This is a genomic window from Stappia indica, assembly GCF_001696535.1.
GTDB lineage: Bacteria > Pseudomonadota > Alphaproteobacteria > Rhizobiales > Stappiaceae > Stappia > Stappia indica.
Genome location: NZ_MBQE01000005.1, coordinates 333,008 through 349,885 on the forward strand (window position 1 = coordinate 333,008; position 16,878 = coordinate 349,885).

A 16,878-nucleotide genomic window follows, 5' to 3' on the forward strand; every position below is an offset into this window, starting at 1 on the left:
GATCGTCGGCCTTCGGCCTCGTCCGGGAAGACGTAAGGGGAGGGCGGAGCGCAGGAGCTACCCTCACACCCGTCATGCCGGACCGCGGGACGCGGCAGCGTCATCGCGTGATCCGGGCGTGATCCGGGCGTGATCCGGCATCCAGATATCTGTTGCGGGCGTAGCCCGCGCTTCCGATCAGGAAACAGGTTGTGCGCCTTCGGCGCGGCTGATGCGCTGGATTCCGGATCTGGCCATGCGGCTGCGCCGCAGGCCGTCCGGAATGACGTGAGGGTGGCCCGCACCTTCCGCCTCGGCAGGTGTGAGGCGGAAGACGCTCACCCCGCTCTCGACTGTCACGCCTGCGCAGGCAGGCGTCCAGTATCCGCCGGGGCAGAGGGCACGCGCAGGGAGCAGCCACCGGCGTTTCGGTGGCAGCGCTGGGGACTCGCTCGAACCGTTCGGGGGGTACTGGTTCCCGGTCTTCGGCTGCGCCGAAACCGGGACGACACCCAGAGAAAGTGGCGCTGCCTCGCCTCCACCTGCCGACGCTGCTCTTCCCTCTCGGGTCGTCTTGCCCGCAACGACGCGAGGAGAGGATGAAGCGCCGAAGCAACGGTGTTTCGACCGAAAGAGACATAAAGAAATCTTTATATCCTTATTGCTTTGTATCGGTTTCCGGCCTATAAACCGGGCATTCGCCGGGTGCCTGCATCCGGCGCAAACCGTTATCCGCGCCGGACGCGGGCCGAAAGGGTCGACCCGGCGCCAGACACGACACCGCAGAAGCGACCCTGTCGGGGGCGAGACCGGAGACTGCCGGCGGCCCTTTCGCGAAATTCCCGTCCCGGACCCGTGCCGGACGGGCGAGTGCTGTTCCAAACGAAAAGCGAGCGGACGATACGCATGACCACCGCAACCGATTACTACGTCAAGGACATCTCCCTGGCCGACTACGGCCGCAAGGAGATCGACATCGCCGAGACCGAAATGCCGGGCCTGATGGCCTGCCGCGAAGAGTTCGGCGAGAAGAAGCCGCTCAAGGGCGCCCGCATCGCCGGCTCGCTGCACATGACCATCCAGACCGCCGTGCTGATCGAGACGCTGGTCGCGCTCGGCGCCGAGGTCCGCTGGGCGTCGTGCAACATCTTCTCGACCCAAGACCACGCCGCTGCCGCCATCGCCGCCGCCGGCATCCCGGTCTTCGCCGAGAAGGGCGAGACCCTGGAAGAGTACTGGGATTATTGCGACCGCATCTTCTTCTTCCCGGAAGGCACGGCCAACATGATCCTCGATGATGGCGGCGACGCCACCATGTACATCCTGCTCGGCGCCCGCGCCGAAGCCGGCGAGGACGTGCTCTCCAACCCGGGTTCGGAGGAGGAGAAGATCCTCTTCGCCCAGATCCGCAAGCGCATGGCCGCCAGCCCCGGCTGGTTCACCAAGCAGCGCGACGACATCCGCGGCGTCTCCGAGGAGACCACCACGGGCGTCAACCGTCTGTACCAGCTCAAGGCCAAGGGCCTGCTGCCGTTCCCGGCGATCAACGTCAACGACAGCGTCACCAAGTCGAAGTTCGACAACAAGTACGGCTGCAAGGAGAGCCTTGTGGACGGCATCCGTCGCGGCACCGACGTGATGATGGCCGGCAAGACCGCCGTCGTCTGCGGCTATGGCGATGTCGGCAAGGGTTCGGCCGCCAGCCTTCGCGGCGCCGGCGCCCGCGTCAAGGTGACCGAGATCGACCCGATCTGCGCCCTGCAGGCCGCCATGGACGGCTTCGAGGTCGTCACCCTGGAGAAGGCCGCCCCGACCGCCGACATCGTGATCACCACCACCGGCAACAAGGACGTGGTGACCATCGAGCACATGCGTTCGCTGAAGGACATGGCGATCGTCGGCAACATCGGCCACTTCGACAACGAGATCCAGGTCGAGGCGCTGCGCAACTTCAAGTGGACGAACATCAAGCCGCAGGTCGACATGATCGAGTTCCCGGGCGGCAACCGGATGATCCTCCTCTCGGAAGGCCGCCTGCTGAACCTCGGCAACGCCACCGGTCACCCGAGCTTCGTGATGTCCGCCAGCTTCACCAACCAGGTGCTGGCGCAGATCGAGCTGTGGACCCGTCCGGACGCCTACGACAAGGACGTCTACGTCCTGCCGAAGCATCTCGACGAGCGCGTCGCCCGCCTGCACCTGGCCAAGCTCGGCGTCGAGCTGACCGAGCTGTCCAAGGCCCAGGCCGACTATATCGGCGTGGAGACCACCGGCCCGTACAAGCCGGAACATTACCGCTACTGATCGGCTGCGCCGGTCCGGCCGCTCTCCGTCGGGCATGATCCTGCCGGAGAGTGGCGGAAAACCGCGGCATGACGATCGTAGAGCGATCCCGAAGCGGGGGCTGTGGATGACACGGCCCCCGTTTACTTTTCGGTAACCGACACTTCTTCGCGATTCGCGTTTGCGTTATGGTCTTTGCGAATCAGGCGGTTCGTAAGGCAGAACTGCCTAAGGGTCCGCGCGTTGCGGCGGGCCCGGTGCGGCAGCCTGATGCGGGCGCCCCGATGCGGGTGCCCCGGACAGGGCGACAGGGGAAAGAGCGGATGCCGGCGGACGGCTGGGAACATGGGCGCGACCGCGCCGCATGGCGGAGAGTGAGTCGCAAGGCTCGGCTCGGTCTGTCGACCGCGCCGCTGGCCTGGGTCGCCTCCACCGGCCTGTGCCTTGCCAACGATGTCCCCGGAGCCACCCATCCGCTGTTTTCCGGCACGTTCACCCCTGAAAAGGTCGTCTGGATGGCCGCCGTCGGCGGCGCCGTGACCTTCGCGGTGACCGCCGCCGTCACCCTCATCCGCAACATGCGCGCCAGCTCCGGCACGCTGAGCACGGCGACCGAGACCAGCGCCCGGCTGGCCGCGCGGCTCGACCGGCTGGAGAGCCTCGTCGCCTCCGACGACCAGCGCATCGTCATGTGGCAGCCCGGAGAGGACGAACCCTTCGTCGCCGGCATGCTGGAGGAAAGCTCCGGCGTGCCGCGCTCGCCCGCCCGTCTGCTGGCCTTCGGCACCTGGCTGGAGGCACGCGCGGCCGGCGCGCTGGAACAGGCGGTCGACCGGCTGCGCCAGCACGGCGAAGCCTTCCGCATGACGCTGCCGACCCGCACCGGCGGCATGGTCGAGATCTGCGGCCGGGTGACCGCCAGCGCGCCGGTGCTGCGCCTGCGCGATCTCACCGGCGAGCGCAAGTCGCAGGCGCTCACCGCCGAGCGCAACAGCGCCATGACCCGCGAGCTGCAGACCCTGCGCGCGCTGCTCGACGGCGTGCCCTCGCCCGCCTGGCTGCGCGACGAGGAAGGCGCGTTGGTCTGGGTCAATGCCGCCTATGCGCGGGCGGTGGAAACCGACAACGGCCAGGCGGCCATCGACGCGCGGGTCGAGTTCCTCGACGCCAAGGGCCGCGGCCAGATGGAGCGCGGCCGCGACGAGAGCGGCCAGTCACGCGCCCGCCTGCCGGCGGTGGCGGCCGGCGCCCGGCGCATCTTCGACGTCACCCAGATCTCCGTGGAGTCCGGCTCCGGCGGCATCGCCATCGATGTCAGCGAGCTGGAAAACGTGCGCCAGGAACTCGGCCGCACCATCGACTTCCACGCCCGCACGCTCGACCAGCTGGCCACCGCCGTGGCGATCTTCGGCGCCGACCGGCGGCTGCAGTTCTACAACGCCGCCTTCCGCTCCCTGTGGGATCTCGACGCCTCCTTCCTAGAGAGCAACCCGAGCGACGGGGCGCTGCTCGATGCCTTGCGCGCCGCGCGCAAGCTGCCCGAGCAGGCCGACTATCGCGGCTGGCGCAACAAGCTGCTGGAAACCTACACCTCGCTCGATGCGCGCGAATTCTGGTGGCACCTGCCGGACGGGCGCACGCTGCGCGTCATCGCCAACCCGCATCCGCAGGGCGGCGTCACCTATATCTACGAGAACGTCACCGAGCGGCTGGACCTGGAAAGCCGCTACAATTCGCTGATCCGCGTCCAGGGCGAGACGCTGGACAACCTGTCCGAGGCGGTGGCGGTGTTCGGCTCGGACGGGCGGTTGCGCCTGTGGAACCCGGCCTTCGAGAACATCTGGGACCTCGCCGACGACCGGCTGGGCGACAGCCCGCACATCACCCGCATCGTCGACATGGAGATGCTGGAGCCGGAAGAGACGGCGACCTGGCGCCAGCTGGTGACGGCGGTGACCAGCCTGGCCGACAACCGCGAGCCGGTGTCCGGGCGGCTGGACCGGGAGAGCGGCGAGGCGATCGACTACGCCACCGTGCCGCTACCGGACGGCGGCACCTTGGTGACCTTCGTCAACGTGACGGACTCGGTGAATGTCGAGCGCGCGCTGCTCGACAAGAACGAGGCGCTGGAACAGGCCGACCAGCTCAAGAACGCCTTCATCCAGCACGTCTCCTACGAGCTGCGCTCGCCGCTGACCAACATCATCGGCTTCGCCCAGCTGCTGTCCGACCCGAAGTTCGGGCCGCTGACCGAGAAGCAGGGAGAGTATGTCGACTACATCCTCTCCTCCTCCTCGGCGCTGCTGGCGATCATCAACGACATTCTCGACCTCGCCACCATCGATGCCGGCATCATGGAGCTCGACATTTCCTCCGTGGACGTGGCGAGGACCGTGCAGGCGGCGGTGGAGGGGCTGAAGGACCGCCTCGCCGACAGCGGCATCGCGCTGAAGCTGACGGTGGCCGAGGATGTCGGCGTGATCCAGGCCGACGAGCGGCGCCTGCGCCAGGTGCTGTTCAACCTGATTTCCAACGCGCTGCGCTTCTCCGATGTCGGCGGCACCATCGACGTCGGCTGCCTGCGCACGGCGGATGCCATCGAGTTCCACGTGCGCGACCATGGCTGCGGCATTCCCGAGGACATGCTCGACCAGGTCTTCGCCCGCTTCGTCGGACGCGATGCCGGCCAGCGCCGCCGCGGCGCCGGGCTCGGCCTGTCCATCGTCAAGAGCTTCGTCGAGCTGCATGGCGGCACGGTCTCGATCGAATCGGAAGAGGGGGTCGGCACTTATGTCGTCTGCCGATTTCCCTTCGCACCCGACGCCCTCCAGCACGCCGCCGAGTGATCGGCACCTCCCATGAGCGACACCAGCCCTGCATCGCCGTCCCGGGATGCGGAGCCGTTTGCCGGCGGAATTTCGCTCGACTGTCCTGACGAGGCGGCGACCGTCCGCCTGGCCGAGGACATCGCCGTGATGCTCCAGCCCGGCGACTGCCTGTGCCTCGTCGGGGACCTGGGCGCCGGCAAGTCGACCTTTGCCCGGGCCCTGCTGCGTGCGCTGGCCGACGATCCGGAGCTCGAGGTGCCGAGCCCGACCTTCACCCTCGTCCAGTCCTACCCGTTCGAGCCGATGCCGGTCGCCCATTTCGACCTCTACCGGCTGGAGGACGAGGAGGAGCTCGACGAGCTCGGCCTCGACGAGATCCTGGAAAGCGGCGCGGCGCTGATCGAATGGCCGGAGCGCGGCGCCTCGCGGCTGCCGGAAAACCGCCTCGTCCTGCGCATCACCGCCGGCGACACGCCGCAGGCGCGCAAGATCGCCCTGTTTCCGCCGGACGAGGATTGGCGCGCCCGCCTTGAGCGCACGCTGGCGATCCGCCGGCTGATCGAGGACACGGCGCTTGCAGGCGCTCTGCGCCGCCGCTTCCAGGGCGATGCCTCGGCCCGCCGCTTCGAGACCGTGCGGGTCTCGGGCGCGGATGCGATCCTGATCGATTCCACCCCGCCGCCGCAGCATCAGCCGGTGCTGCGCGACGGGCTGACCTACCGCCAGCTGGTGCATCTGGCCGACGGCGTCGATGCGGTCGTCGCGGTCACCGAGGCCTTGCGGGCGCGCGGCATCTGCGCACCGCGCACCTACGGCGCCGATATCGCGCGCGGGCTGGTGCTGCAGGAGGATCTGGGACGCGGCAAGGTGCTGGACGGCGGCCAGCCGGTAGCGGAGCGCTATCTCGCCGCGGCCGGCGTGCTGGCGCGGCTGCACGGCGCCCCGCCGCAGGCGGACCTGCCGATCCCGAAAGACTGCGGCGGCGGCAGCTACCGGCTGTGGCGGTTCGACCCGCGGGCGATGCTGGTGGAGGCCGAACTGTTCCTCCACTGGTATCTGCCGCGCATGGGCGGGGAGGTGCCGGACGGACTGGCGGAAACCTTCGCCGGGTGCTGGCAGCCGCTGTTCGAGCGCGCCGCGCAGGACAGCAACTGGGTGCTGCGCGACTACCATTCGCCGAACCTGATCTGGCGCGAGGGCGAGAGCGGCGATCACCGCATCGCCCTGGTCGACACCCAGGACGCGATGATCGGCCCGGCCGCCTACGACGTCGCCTCGCTGGCGATGGATGCGCGCGTGGATGTGCCGCAGGAACTGGAGCGGCAGGTGCTGGAGCATTATGTCGCCCGGCGGCACGAGACTTCGCCGGGCTTCGACGAGGCGGCGTTCCGCCGCGACTACGCGATCATGGGCGCGCAGCGGGCGACGAAGATCCTCGGCATCTTCACCCGGCTTGCGGTGCGGGACGAAAAGCCCGGCTACCTTGTGCATCTGCCGCGCGTGCGCGAGTATCTGGCCCGCTGCCTGCGCCATCCGGAGCTGGCCGAACTGGCCGGCTGGTTCGACGGCCGCCTCGGCGAGACCGGATAGACGGCGCGGGCCCGGACACCGGCCAAACCAACGGAAAAGAGGCGGACTTGCAGGCAGGAGCAGACACGGAAAACGGGGCAGGGGCAAAGGGACCGAAGACGGCCATCGTGCTGTCGGCCGGCATGGGCAAGCGCATGCGCCCGATCACCGCGACGACGCCCAAGCCGCTGGTCCCCGTCGCCGGGCGGACGCTGCTCGACCGGGCCTTCGACAAGCTGGTGGTCGCCGGCGTCGAGACCGTCGTCGTCAACGTGCACTACCTTGCAGACCTCGTCGAGGCGCATGCCCTGCGCTGGCCGGCGCCGCCGAAGGTGCTGATTTCCGACGAGCGCGCCGAGCTGCTGGAAACCGGCGGCGGTGTCGTCAAGGCGCTGCCGCTGCTGGGCGAGGAGCCCTTCTACCTGCTCAACTCCGACAGCACCTGGATCGAGGGCGTGCGGCCCAACCTGGAGCATCTGGCAAGACATTTCGACCCGCAGAAGATGGACGGCCTGCTGCTCCTGTCCGGTCTCGTCTCCGCCGTCGGCTATGACGGCAAGGGCGACTTCGTGATGGATGCGGACGGACGCCTTGCGCGCAGGGCTGAGCGCGAGGTCTCGCCCTTCGCCTATGTCGGCGGCGCGATCCTGCATCCGCGGCTGTTCGACGGCGCGCCCGAAGGGGCCTTCTCGCTCAACCGTCTGTTCGACGTGGCGATCGAGCGCGGCACGCTGTTCGGGGTGCTGATGGAAGGCATCTGGCTGCATGTCGGCACGCCTGAGGCGATCGATGCTGCCGAGCGCGCCATCCGCGACAGCGCTGCCTGACCGCGTGCGGTCCGACGGCAAAAGGGGAGGCGGAGACCGATGACGGGCGAGGCCAGGACGGGGGAGGCCAAGACGAGCCAGGCAAGCCCGCGAGTCTATACGATCCCGCCCTCGGCGCCGTTTCTGAGGACGCTGGTCGATGCCCTGTTCGACGGGCGGCTGGTGCCCGGGCTCGACCCGCGCGCCGATCCGCTGGCGCTGGCCGATCTCACGCTCTATCTGCCGACCCGCCGCGCCGCCCGCTCCATCGCGCCGCTGATCCGCGAGAAGCTGGGCGGGGCGCCCGTGCTGCTGCCCTCGATCCGTCCGCTCGGCGATGTCGAGGAGGACCTGCAGCTGCTGCAGGTCGAGGCCTGGGCCGACGGGCTGCCGCCGGCGCTGCCGGAGATGGAGCGGCGCTTTGCCATGACCCGGCTGGTGCAGGCCTGGGAGGGCGCGCTGCGCCGCGAGGTGCTGGGCCTGCCCGCCGGTGCGGTGCTGCGCTCGCCTGCCTCCGCCGCCGATGCCGCGTGGCTGGCCGGCGACCTGCTGGCCCTGATGGACGAGATGGCGACGGAGGAGATCCCGTGGACGGGCCTTGCCGGTCTCGTGCCGGAGGACCACGCCCGCTACTGGCAGATCACGCTGGATTTCCTGAAGATCGCCATGGAGCACTGGCCGGCCTATCTGGCAAGCCGCGAGGCGAGCGACCCGAAGGCGCGGCGCTCGATGTTGCTGCGGCGCGAGGCGGAGCGGCTGCGCAACAGCCCGCCGCGCGGTCCGGTGATCGCGGCCGGTGCCACCGGCTCCATTCCCGCGATTGCCGAATTGCTGGCCGTGATTGCCGGGCTGGAGCGCGGCGCGGTGGTGCTGCCTGGCTTCGATGCGGGGATGGATGAGCGCAGCTGGCAGGCGATCCTTGGCGGCGAGGGCGTTTCGGGGAGCCCCAGCCATCCGCAATACGGCATGGCGCGGCTGGCCGGCGCGCTGAAGATCGCCCGCGACGAGGTGGTGCCGCTGGCGATGGGCGCGAGCGAGACCCTGCGGCTGCGCGACAGGCTGGTCGCGGAAGCTCTGCGTCCGGCCGAGACGACGGATGTGTGGCCGAGGATCGTTGGCGAGATCCCGCAGGAGGCGCGGGCCCGCGCCTTTGCCGATGTCGCGATGATGGTCGCGCGCAACGAGGCGGAGGAGGCGCTGGCTGTTGCCACCGCCCTGCGCTCGGCCATCGAGGAGGGCAAGACGGCGGCGCTCGTGACGCCGGACAGGACGCTGGCCCGCCGGGTCGCCGTCGAGCTGTCGCGCTGGGGGCTGCAGTCGGACGACAGCGCCGGACGCCCGCTCGACCAGACGGCGCCCGGCGTTCTGGCCCGGCTTGCTGCGCGGCTGGCGCTGGACGGGCTGGAGCCGGTGGCGCTGCTGGCGCTGCTGAAACACCCGCTGACGCGGCTTGGTTTGCCGTCTAACAAGATACGCGCCGCCGCCCGCGCACTGGAGCGTGCCGTGCTGCGCGGACCGCGCGCAAGGGCCGGGACGCAGGGCCTGCGCGACGCAGTTGCCGCTGCACGGCATCTGGCGACCGAGAGCGAGACCCCGCCGCGTCTGCCGCGCTGGCAAAAGCTCCACGAGGACGACTGGGACGACGTCGCCGACCTCGTCGACAGGCTGGCCGAGGCGCTGGCGCCGCTGGAGCGCCATGCGGAGACCCGCTCGCCGGTGGACGTGGTGCAGCTGGTCGCCGATCACGAGGCGGTGCTGCTGAACCTTGCCCGCGACGAGGACGGCAGCTCCGACGAGCTCTATGCCGGCGAGGCCGGCGAGGGGCTGGCCGCCGCCTTTGCCGAGATGATCGCCGCGGGCGATTCCGGCCTGGAGGCGCCGCCCGCCGACTGGCCGGACATGTTCATCGCGCTGGTGTCCGGCCTCAATGTCCGCCGCTGCCTGCCCGGCGATCCGCGCATCGCGATCTTCGGCCCGATGGAAGCGCGGCTGCAGGATTTCGACATCCTGGTGCTGGGCGCGCTGAACGAGGGCAACTGGCCGCAGGCGACGCGCAACGACCCCTGGCTCAACCGGCCGATGAAGGGCGGGCTCGGTCTCGACCCGCCGGAGCGTCGCATCGGCGCGGCCGCCCACGATTTCTCGCAGGCGCTCGGCGCGGACCGGGTGATCCTGTCGCGGGCCGAGCGCTCGGGCGGCGCGCCGGCCGTCGCCTCGCGCTGGCTGCTGCGGCTGACGACGCTGCTGGGCGAGGACGTCACCGCCGAAATGCAGGCGCGCGGCCGCACGATGCTGGACCTCGCCGCCCATCTCGACCGGATCGAGGCAGGAGCTGCGCCGGTCGCAAGGCCGGAACCGGCGCCGCCCGTAGCCGCCCGCCCGCGCCGGATCTCGGTGACCGAGGTGGAGCTGCTGATCCGCGACCCTTACGCGCTCTATGCCCGCAAGGTGCTGGTGCTGGACCCGGTCGAGCCGATCGGCGGCGATCCGGGCGCGGCGGAAAAGGGCACGCTGATCCACGATTGCCTGGCCGAGTTCCTGGACAGCTGGACCGGGCCGTTCGATGAGGCGGCGCTGGCGCATCTCATCGCCATCGGCCGGGCGCAGTTCGCCCCGCTCGATGCCTTCCCGGCGATCCGGGCGGTGTGGTGGCTGCGCTTCGAGCGGATCGCCGCCGCCTTCATCCGCCACGAGGCGGCGCGCGCCGATCTGATCGCCGGCCGCCATCTGGAGATTTCCGGGGCGCTGGAGCTCGATCTTGCCCCCGGCGGGCGCGTCACCCTGTCGGCCCGCGCCGACCGCATCGACGCGATGGCCGACGGGAGCCTCGCGGTGATCGACTACAAGACCGGGCAGGCGCCGAGCGACAAGGAAGTCGCCGCGCTGCTGGCGCCGCAGCTGCCGCTGGAAGTGGCGATGATCGGTCGCGGTGCTTTTGGCGAGGTGGACCGGGCGGCGCCCGTCGCAACGCTCGCCTATATGCGTCTGACGGGCGGGCGGACGCCGCTGGAGTGGCAGGACAGGACGCCGAAGAACACCAGCGTCGACGAGCTTGCCGACGAGGCGCTGGGCCGGACGGTGAAGCTCTTTGCCGGCTATGAAAATCCGCAAAAGGGCTATCTGTCGCGCGCCAGGGTGCGCAAGGAAGCGGAGATGTCCGGCCCGTACGACCATCTGGCGCGGGTGCGAGAATGGGCGCTGAGCGGAGGGGAGGAGGAATGAGCACCTTCGAGATCCCGCTGGCGACGCGCGAGAAGCAGGCGCTGGCCGCCGACCCGCGCCGCTCGGCCTGGGTGAGCGCCAATGCCGGCTCCGGCAAGACCTTCGTGCTGGCGCGGCGGGTGATCCGCCTGCTGCTCGCCGGCACCGCGCCCTCGCGCATCCTCTGCCTGACCTTCACCAAGGCCGCGGCCTCGGAAATGGCGACCCGCGTCTTCGAGACGCTGGGCTCGTGGATCTCGCTGACCGACGAGGCGCTGGCGAAGGAGCTGGAGGTCATCGAGGGACGGCGGCCGGACGCGCGCGGACTGGCGCGGGCGCGCCATCTCTTCGCCGTGGCGCTGGAAACGCCGGGCGGGCTGAAGATCCAGACGATCCACGCCTTTTGCGAGGCGATCCTGCACCAGTTTCCGCTGGAGGCGAATGTCGCCGGCCATTTCCAGGTGCTGGACGACCGGCAGGCGGCGGACCTGCTTGCCGGCGCGCGCGCGCGGGTGCTGTCGCTGGCCGAGAGCGACCCGGAAAGCCCGCTGGGCCGGGCGCTGGTGCATCTGGTCTCGGAACTCCCCGACAAGACGGTGGAGGCGGCGCTGGCCGACCTGATCGCCCGCCGCGACACGCTGCGCCGCTGGCTGCAGGATGCCGGGTCGATGGATGCGGCGCTGGCGCAGCTGACCCGTGCCTTCGGCCTTTCGCAAGGCGAAACGCTGGCGCGCCTCGATGCGGCTCTGCGCGAGGAGGTCTCGATCTCGCCGCAGGAGGCGCTGGCATATGCCGAGGCGCTGGCGAGCGGCGGATCGCGCGACAACGAGCGGGCCGAGCGGCTGCGCTTGGCGGCCCGGCTCGCGGGCAACAGGCCGGACGAGTGGTGGGAGGTCTGGCACCGGGTCTTCCTCAACAAGGACCTGGCGCCGACCAAGGCGCTGGCCACCAAGAAGGTGGAAGAGAATTTTCCGCAAGTGGTCGAGCGGCTTTACGCCGAGCAGGAGCGCCTCCTGGGGCTGCTCGAGCGGCGGCGGATCGCCTATGCGCTGGCCGGTACGGAGGCGGCGCTGCGGCTCGCCGATGCGATGCTCGACATTTACGAGCGCGAGAAGACCCGGCGCGGGCTCATGGACTTCGAGGACCTGATCGTGCGCACGGCGACGCTGCTGTCGCGCGCGGACGCGGCCTTGTGGGTGCAGTACAAGCTCGACCAGGGGCTCGACCATATCCTCGTCGACGAGGCGCAGGACACCAGCCCGCATCAGTGGCGGGTGGTGCAGGCGCTGGCCGAGGAGTTCTTCGCCGGTGCCTCGGCGAACGAGCGCGTGCGCACGCTCTTTGCCGTCGGCGACGAGAAGCAGTCGATCTATTCGTTTCAGGGTGCGGTGCCGGCCTATTTCGCCGATATGCGCCGCTACTTCGAGCGGCGCGCCCGCGAGGCCGAGGTGGACTTCTCGCGGGTCGAGCTGACGCTCTCCTTCCGCTCGCGCCCCGATGTGCTCTCGGCAGTCGATACCGTGTTCGAGGCGCCCGACATGCATGCGGGCCTGTCGCAGGAGGCAGGCGCGCCGATCCATGAAGCGGTGCGGCGCAACGACCCCGGCATGGTGGAGATCTGGCCGCCGGAGGAGCCGGTGGAGCAGGAGGTGCCGGACGACTGGACCGCGCCGGTCGACCGCATCGGTGCCGACAGCCCGATGCTGCGGCTGGCCGACCGGCTGGCGCGCTCGGTGCGCAGCTGGTGGAAGACCGGCGAGGCCGCGCCCGGCGACGTGCTGGTGCTTGTGCGCAAGCGCGGGCCCTTCGTCGATGCGCTGACGCGAGCCCTGAAGCGCGAAGGCGTGCCGGTGGCCGGCAGCGACCGGCTGGTGCTCAACCAGCATATCGCGGTGGAGGACCTCTTGGCGCTGGGCCGCTTCCTGCTGCTGCCCGAGGACGACCTGTCGCTTGCCTGCCTGCTGAAGAGCCCGCTGATCGGCCTCGACGATGACGCGCTGTTCCGCCTCGCCCGGCCGGACGGGGCGAACCTTCGCTCCGGCACGCTGTGGCAGTCGCTGCGCCGGCAGGCGGAGGGCGATCCGGCGTTCGAGCGGGCGCGCGAGCGGATCGAGACCTGGCGCGCGCGCGCCGACTTCATGCCGCCCTTCGAGTTCTTCTCCCGCCTTCTGGGCGCCGACGGGGGCCGCCGGGCCTTCCGCGCGCGCCTCGGCTCGGAAGTCGATGACGTGCTGGACGAGTTTCTGGCGGTGACGCTGGCCTTCGAGCAGACCGGCGTGCCGGGGCTGGAGGGCTTCCTCGCCTGGTTCGCGGCCGCGCCGACGGAAGTGAAGCGCGAGCTGAACGCCGCGCGTGGCGTGGTGCGGATCATGACCGTGCACGGGGCGAAGGGGCTGGAAGCGCCGCTTGTCGTGCTGGTCGACGGGGGGGCAGCGCCCGTCAGCGCTCATCACGATCCGGTGTTCATCGAGCGGGCGATGCCGGGCAATCTCGGCGAGGTTACCGGCCTTGTCTGGAACCCGGTCAAGGCCGAGCGCAGCCCCTGGCACGGCGAGCGGCTGGATGCCCTGCGCCAGGCGGCGGCCGACGAATATCGCCGCCTGCTCTATGTGGCGATGACGCGCGCCCGCGACCGGCTGATCGTCTGCGGCTGGATGCCGGCGCGCGGCCAGTCGGAGGACTGCTGGCACGCGCTGGTGGCGCGGGCGCTGGAGCCGGACGCCCGTGACGGCGAAGCGGGAGACGGCGGGCCCTGCCGCATCTGGCAGCGCCCCGGCACCACGGCGCCGGCACCGCGCCTTGCCCGGATGGGAGAGGAGACGGCACAGGAAGAGGGCGCACCCGCGCCGCCCTGGCTGTTCGCCCCGGTGGCCGCGCCGGAGCGGCCGCGCCGGCTGCGCCCGTCCGAGGCCTTCGACGAGATGGAGGCGAAGGAAGGAACCGAACCCGTGCCGGCGACCGACCGTCTGGCGGAAGCGCGGGCCGCGCCCGACTTCGCGCTGGAACGCGGCCGCCACCTGCACCGGCTGCTGCAGCTGCTGCCCGAGCTGCCGCCGGCCGAGCGCCGCGCCGCCGGGACGCGCTATCTCGCCCATGCCCTGACCCCGGTCTTTGCGGCACGGGGAGAGCAGCTCCTGAGCGAGGCGCTCGGCGTGCTGGAACATCCCGGCTTTGCCGCGGTCTTCTCCGCCGATGCGCGCGCGGAAGTGCCGCTGGCCGGCACGCTGCGCCTTGCCGACGGCTCGGCCTACGAGGTGTCGGGCCAGATCGACCGGCTGCGCGTCGACGAGGACGCGGTGTGGATCCTCGACTTCAAGACCGATCGGCGGGTGCCGGAGGGGCCGCAGGAGATCGGCGAGGCCTATGTGGTGCAGCTTGCGGTCTATCGCCGGCTGCTCGCCGACATCTGGCCGGGCCGCGCGGTGCGGGCCGCGCTGGTCTATACGGCCGGGCCGAAGCTGGTCGAGCTGCCGGGCGAGGCGATGGATGCGGCGGTGGCCGCGCTTGCGCCCGCGTGACGGAGACTGCGTGAGGGGAGATGCGGACGATCGCTTGCTTGACGCGGGCGGGTCGCCTTCCTACGTTCGGGGCAACGAAAGGATGCGTCGCATCCGCGAGCTTTTGGAAAGGGCATGAGATGGCCACTTCAGTCGTGACCGATGAGAGCTTCGAAACCGACGTCCTGAAGGCGTCCGGCACCGTCGTGGTGGATTTCTGGGCCGAGTGGTGCGGTCCGTGCAAGATGATCGCACCGGCTCTTGAGGAAATCTCCGAAGAGATGAGCGGGCAGGTGAAGATCACCAAGCTCAACATCGACGAGAACCAGAACATGGCGATGAAGTACGGGGTGCGTTCCATCCCGACGCTCATCCTGTTCAAGGACGGCCAGCCGGTCTCCACGCAGATTGGCGCCGCGCCGAAGAACAAGCTGGCCGCCTGGATCCAGACCGCGATCTGACGCCGTCCGGTCCCGGGCGGACCCTGAACCGAATCACGCCGGTCCGGCTTGCCTTCGAAGGCTTGCCGGATCGGTGCGTCTTGCGTGCGATGCCGGGTGGACGACAGTCCGGCCGGCATTGACGCACCGGCGAGACCCGGGCCTCTCCTGCGGGGGAGGCGGACGGGCCCGCCGGTCGGACCAGACCTTTTCTGAAGACGCCGAGCATTGCCGGGAAGACCATGAACGACAGCAACGACAAGACCAATATGAACCCCGAGGATGCCGTTTCCGGTCATGAGGCCGAGAACGGCGGCGAGGCGCAGGCCGCGCTCGACCCGACCGAGGCGCTGCTGGCGGAAAACGCCGAGCTGAAGGATCGCATGCTCCGCACCATGGCGGAGATGGAGAACCTGCGCCGGCGTACCGAGAAGGAAATCCGCGACAGCAAGCAGTACGCGGCGGCCAGCTTCGCGCGCGACATGCTGGGTGTCGGCGACAACCTGCGCCGGGCGCTGGAGGCGATCTCCGCCGAGGTGCGCGATGCGGCCAACGACAGCATGCGGGGCCTGATCGAGGGCGTCGAGATGACCGAGCGCGAGATGCTCAACCAGCTCGAAAAGCATGGCGTGCGCCGCATCGACCCGGCCGGCGAGAAGTTCGATCCGAACTTCCATCAGGCGATGTTCGAGGTGCCGAACACCGAGGTGCCGAACAACACCGTGGTGCAGGTGATGCAGGCCGGCTACGTGATCGGCGACCGCGTGCTGCGTCCGGCGCTTGTCGGCGTGTCGAAGGGCGGGCCGAAGGAGCGCGAGCCCGAGGGCGAGGCCCCGGCGGGCGAGCCCGGCTCGACGGTCGACCGCACCGCCTGACGACGTCTTTCCGGGGCTCGGACGAGGCCCGGTCTTATGGTTTGCGAAAAAGGCGCGCCCCGGGGCGCGCCTTTTGTGTTTGTGCCCGGGTCAGCTGTAGCGGCTGAAGACCAGCGCGGCATTCACCCCGCCGAAGCCGAAGGCGTTGGACAGGACATGGTCGACCGGCGCCGACCGGGCACCGTCAGAAATCAGGTCGAAGCCGTCTGCCTCCGCCATCGGGCGGGCGATGTTCAGGCTTGGCGGCAGGGTGTTGTCACGGAGCGCGAGAACCGAGAACACCGCCTCGATGGCCCCTGCTGCCCCCAGCATGTGACCGGTTGCCGACTTGGTGGAACTGATCGGCACGCGGCCGCGGGCAGCGCCGAGAACCCGCTCCAGCGCTGCCAGCTCCGCCGCATCGCCGACAGGCGTCGAGGTGGCATGCGCGTTGACATAGCCGATCTCCGCGGCCTCGATCTCGGCCATCGCGATGGCGATCTCCATCGCCCGCGCGGCCTCGCGGCCGTCCGGCCAGCCGGCCGTCACGTGATGGGCGTCCGTGGTCGTGCCGTAGCCCGAGAGGACCGCCAGGGGACGGGCGCCGCGGTGCTCGGCATGGTCCAGCCGCTCGATCACCAGCATCGCCGCGCCTTCCGACAGGACGAAGCCGTCATGGTCCGCATCGAACGGGCGCGAGGCGCGCTGCGGATCGTCGTTGTAGCCGAAGGACAGCGCCTTGGCCGCGGTGAAGCCGCCGATAGCGACCGGATCGACGCAGCCTTCCGCGCCGCCGCACAGGGCGATATCCGCCTCGCCCGAGCGGATCAGCCGCATGGCATCGCCGATGGCCTGGGCCGAGGCGGCGCAGGCCGTGGTGGGAGAGCCGGCCGGCCCGTTGAAGCCGAAGCGGATCGACACCTGGCCCGCCGCGAGATTGGGAAGGAACGAGGGAACGACGAAGGGTGAAAGCCGGCGCGGCCCCTCCGTGCGCACCAGCTCGCTGGCCGCGGTGATCGCCGGAACGCCGCCGACGCCGGTGCCGATCTGCGTCGCGGTGCGCGCCCGCTGTGCGGGATCCTCCGGGTGCCAGCCGGCCTGATCCAGCGCCTCGGTGGCCGCGGCCATGGCATACTGGATGAACAGGTCGTTCCGCCGCCGGTCGCGGGCATCCATGCAGCGCTCGGGATCGAAGCCGTCCGCATCGTCCGCGATGGAGGGAACCAGCCCGGCGATGCCGCATTTCCAGCCGGCCGTGTCGAAGCGGGTGTTGGCGACGATGCCGCTCTCACCGGCGATCAGCCGTCGCCAGTTCGCCTCGATACCGGCGCCCAGCGGCGATACCGCCCCCAGACCCGTGACGACGATGGGAACCGACATGCAAGCCTCCTTGGTAAGATCTTTAGTGTGCATATACACAT

The 16,878-nt window shown here is 70.1% G+C and carries 9 protein-coding genes; 8 read left to right on the forward strand and 1 reads right to left on the reverse strand.

Features of this window, described 5'->3' with window-relative positions; translation table 11 throughout:
• Window positions 1-885 precede the first annotated feature (885 nt).
• The 8 genes from ahcY to grpE all read left to right on the forward strand — a co-directional run bounded on the left by ahcY (window position 886) and on the right by grpE (window position 15,478).
• On the forward strand, window positions 886-2,283 hold the full coding sequence (ahcY, locus tag BBX35_RS19015; protein WP_067223460.1) for an adenosylhomocysteinase: 1,398 nt from the start codon (window positions 886-888) through the stop codon (window positions 2,281-2,283).
• A 353-nt stretch (window positions 2,284-2,636) separates the two neighbouring features.
• Entirely contained in the window at window positions 2,637-5,108 is a 2,472-nt protein-coding gene (locus tag BBX35_RS19020; RefSeq protein WP_208979878.1) for a sensor histidine kinase, read from the forward strand.
• A gap of 12 nt (window positions 5,109-5,120) precedes the next feature.
• The gene (gene tsaE / locus BBX35_RS19025) at window positions 5,121-6,680 is read left to right on the forward strand and encodes a tRNA (adenosine(37)-N6)-threonylcarbamoyltransferase complex ATPase subunit type 1 TsaE (RefSeq protein ID WP_067223464.1); all 1,560 of its coding nucleotides are present in this window, start codon (window positions 5,121-5,123) and stop codon (window positions 6,678-6,680) included.
• A 47-nt stretch (window positions 6,681-6,727) separates the two neighbouring features.
• Window positions 6,728-7,486, forward strand: a complete 759-nt coding sequence (locus BBX35_RS19030; protein WP_279626387.1) for a nucleotidyltransferase family protein — start codon at window positions 6,728-6,730, stop codon at window positions 7,484-7,486.
• Window positions 7,487-7,525: 39 nt separating this feature from the next.
• Window positions 7,526-10,687: a double-strand break repair protein AddB gene (gene addB, locus BBX35_RS19035; protein WP_067223467.1), complete on the forward strand. Its 3,162-nt coding sequence runs from the start codon at window positions 7,526-7,528 to the stop codon at window positions 10,685-10,687.
• A complete protein-coding gene (addA, locus tag BBX35_RS19040) occupies window positions 10,684-14,184 on the forward strand; it encodes a double-strand break repair helicase AddA (protein ID WP_067223469.1) in 3,501 nt (1,166 codons plus the stop codon). The genes addB and addA overlap by 4 nt, the downstream gene beginning before the upstream one ends.
• 119 nt (window positions 14,185-14,303) lie before the next feature.
• Window positions 14,304-14,624, forward strand: a complete 321-nt coding sequence (gene trxA / locus BBX35_RS19045) for a thioredoxin (RefSeq protein WP_067223472.1) — start codon at window positions 14,304-14,306, stop codon at window positions 14,622-14,624.
• Between the two features lie 221 nt (window positions 14,625-14,845).
• Window positions 14,846-15,478, forward strand: coding sequence for a nucleotide exchange factor GrpE (gene grpE / locus BBX35_RS19050; RefSeq protein ID WP_067223474.1), 633 nt, complete (start codon window positions 14,846-14,848; stop codon window positions 15,476-15,478).
• Between the two features lie 90 nt (window positions 15,479-15,568).
• Here grpE and fabF read toward each other — a convergent pair whose 3' ends face one another.
• Window positions 15,569-16,837 carry a beta-ketoacyl-ACP synthase II gene (gene fabF, locus BBX35_RS19055; RefSeq protein WP_083206435.1) on the reverse strand — a complete coding sequence of 423 codons (1,269 nt, stop codon included), beginning with the start codon at window positions 16,835-16,837 and terminating at the stop codon, window positions 15,569-15,571.
• Window positions 16,838-16,878: the final 41 nt, after the last annotated feature.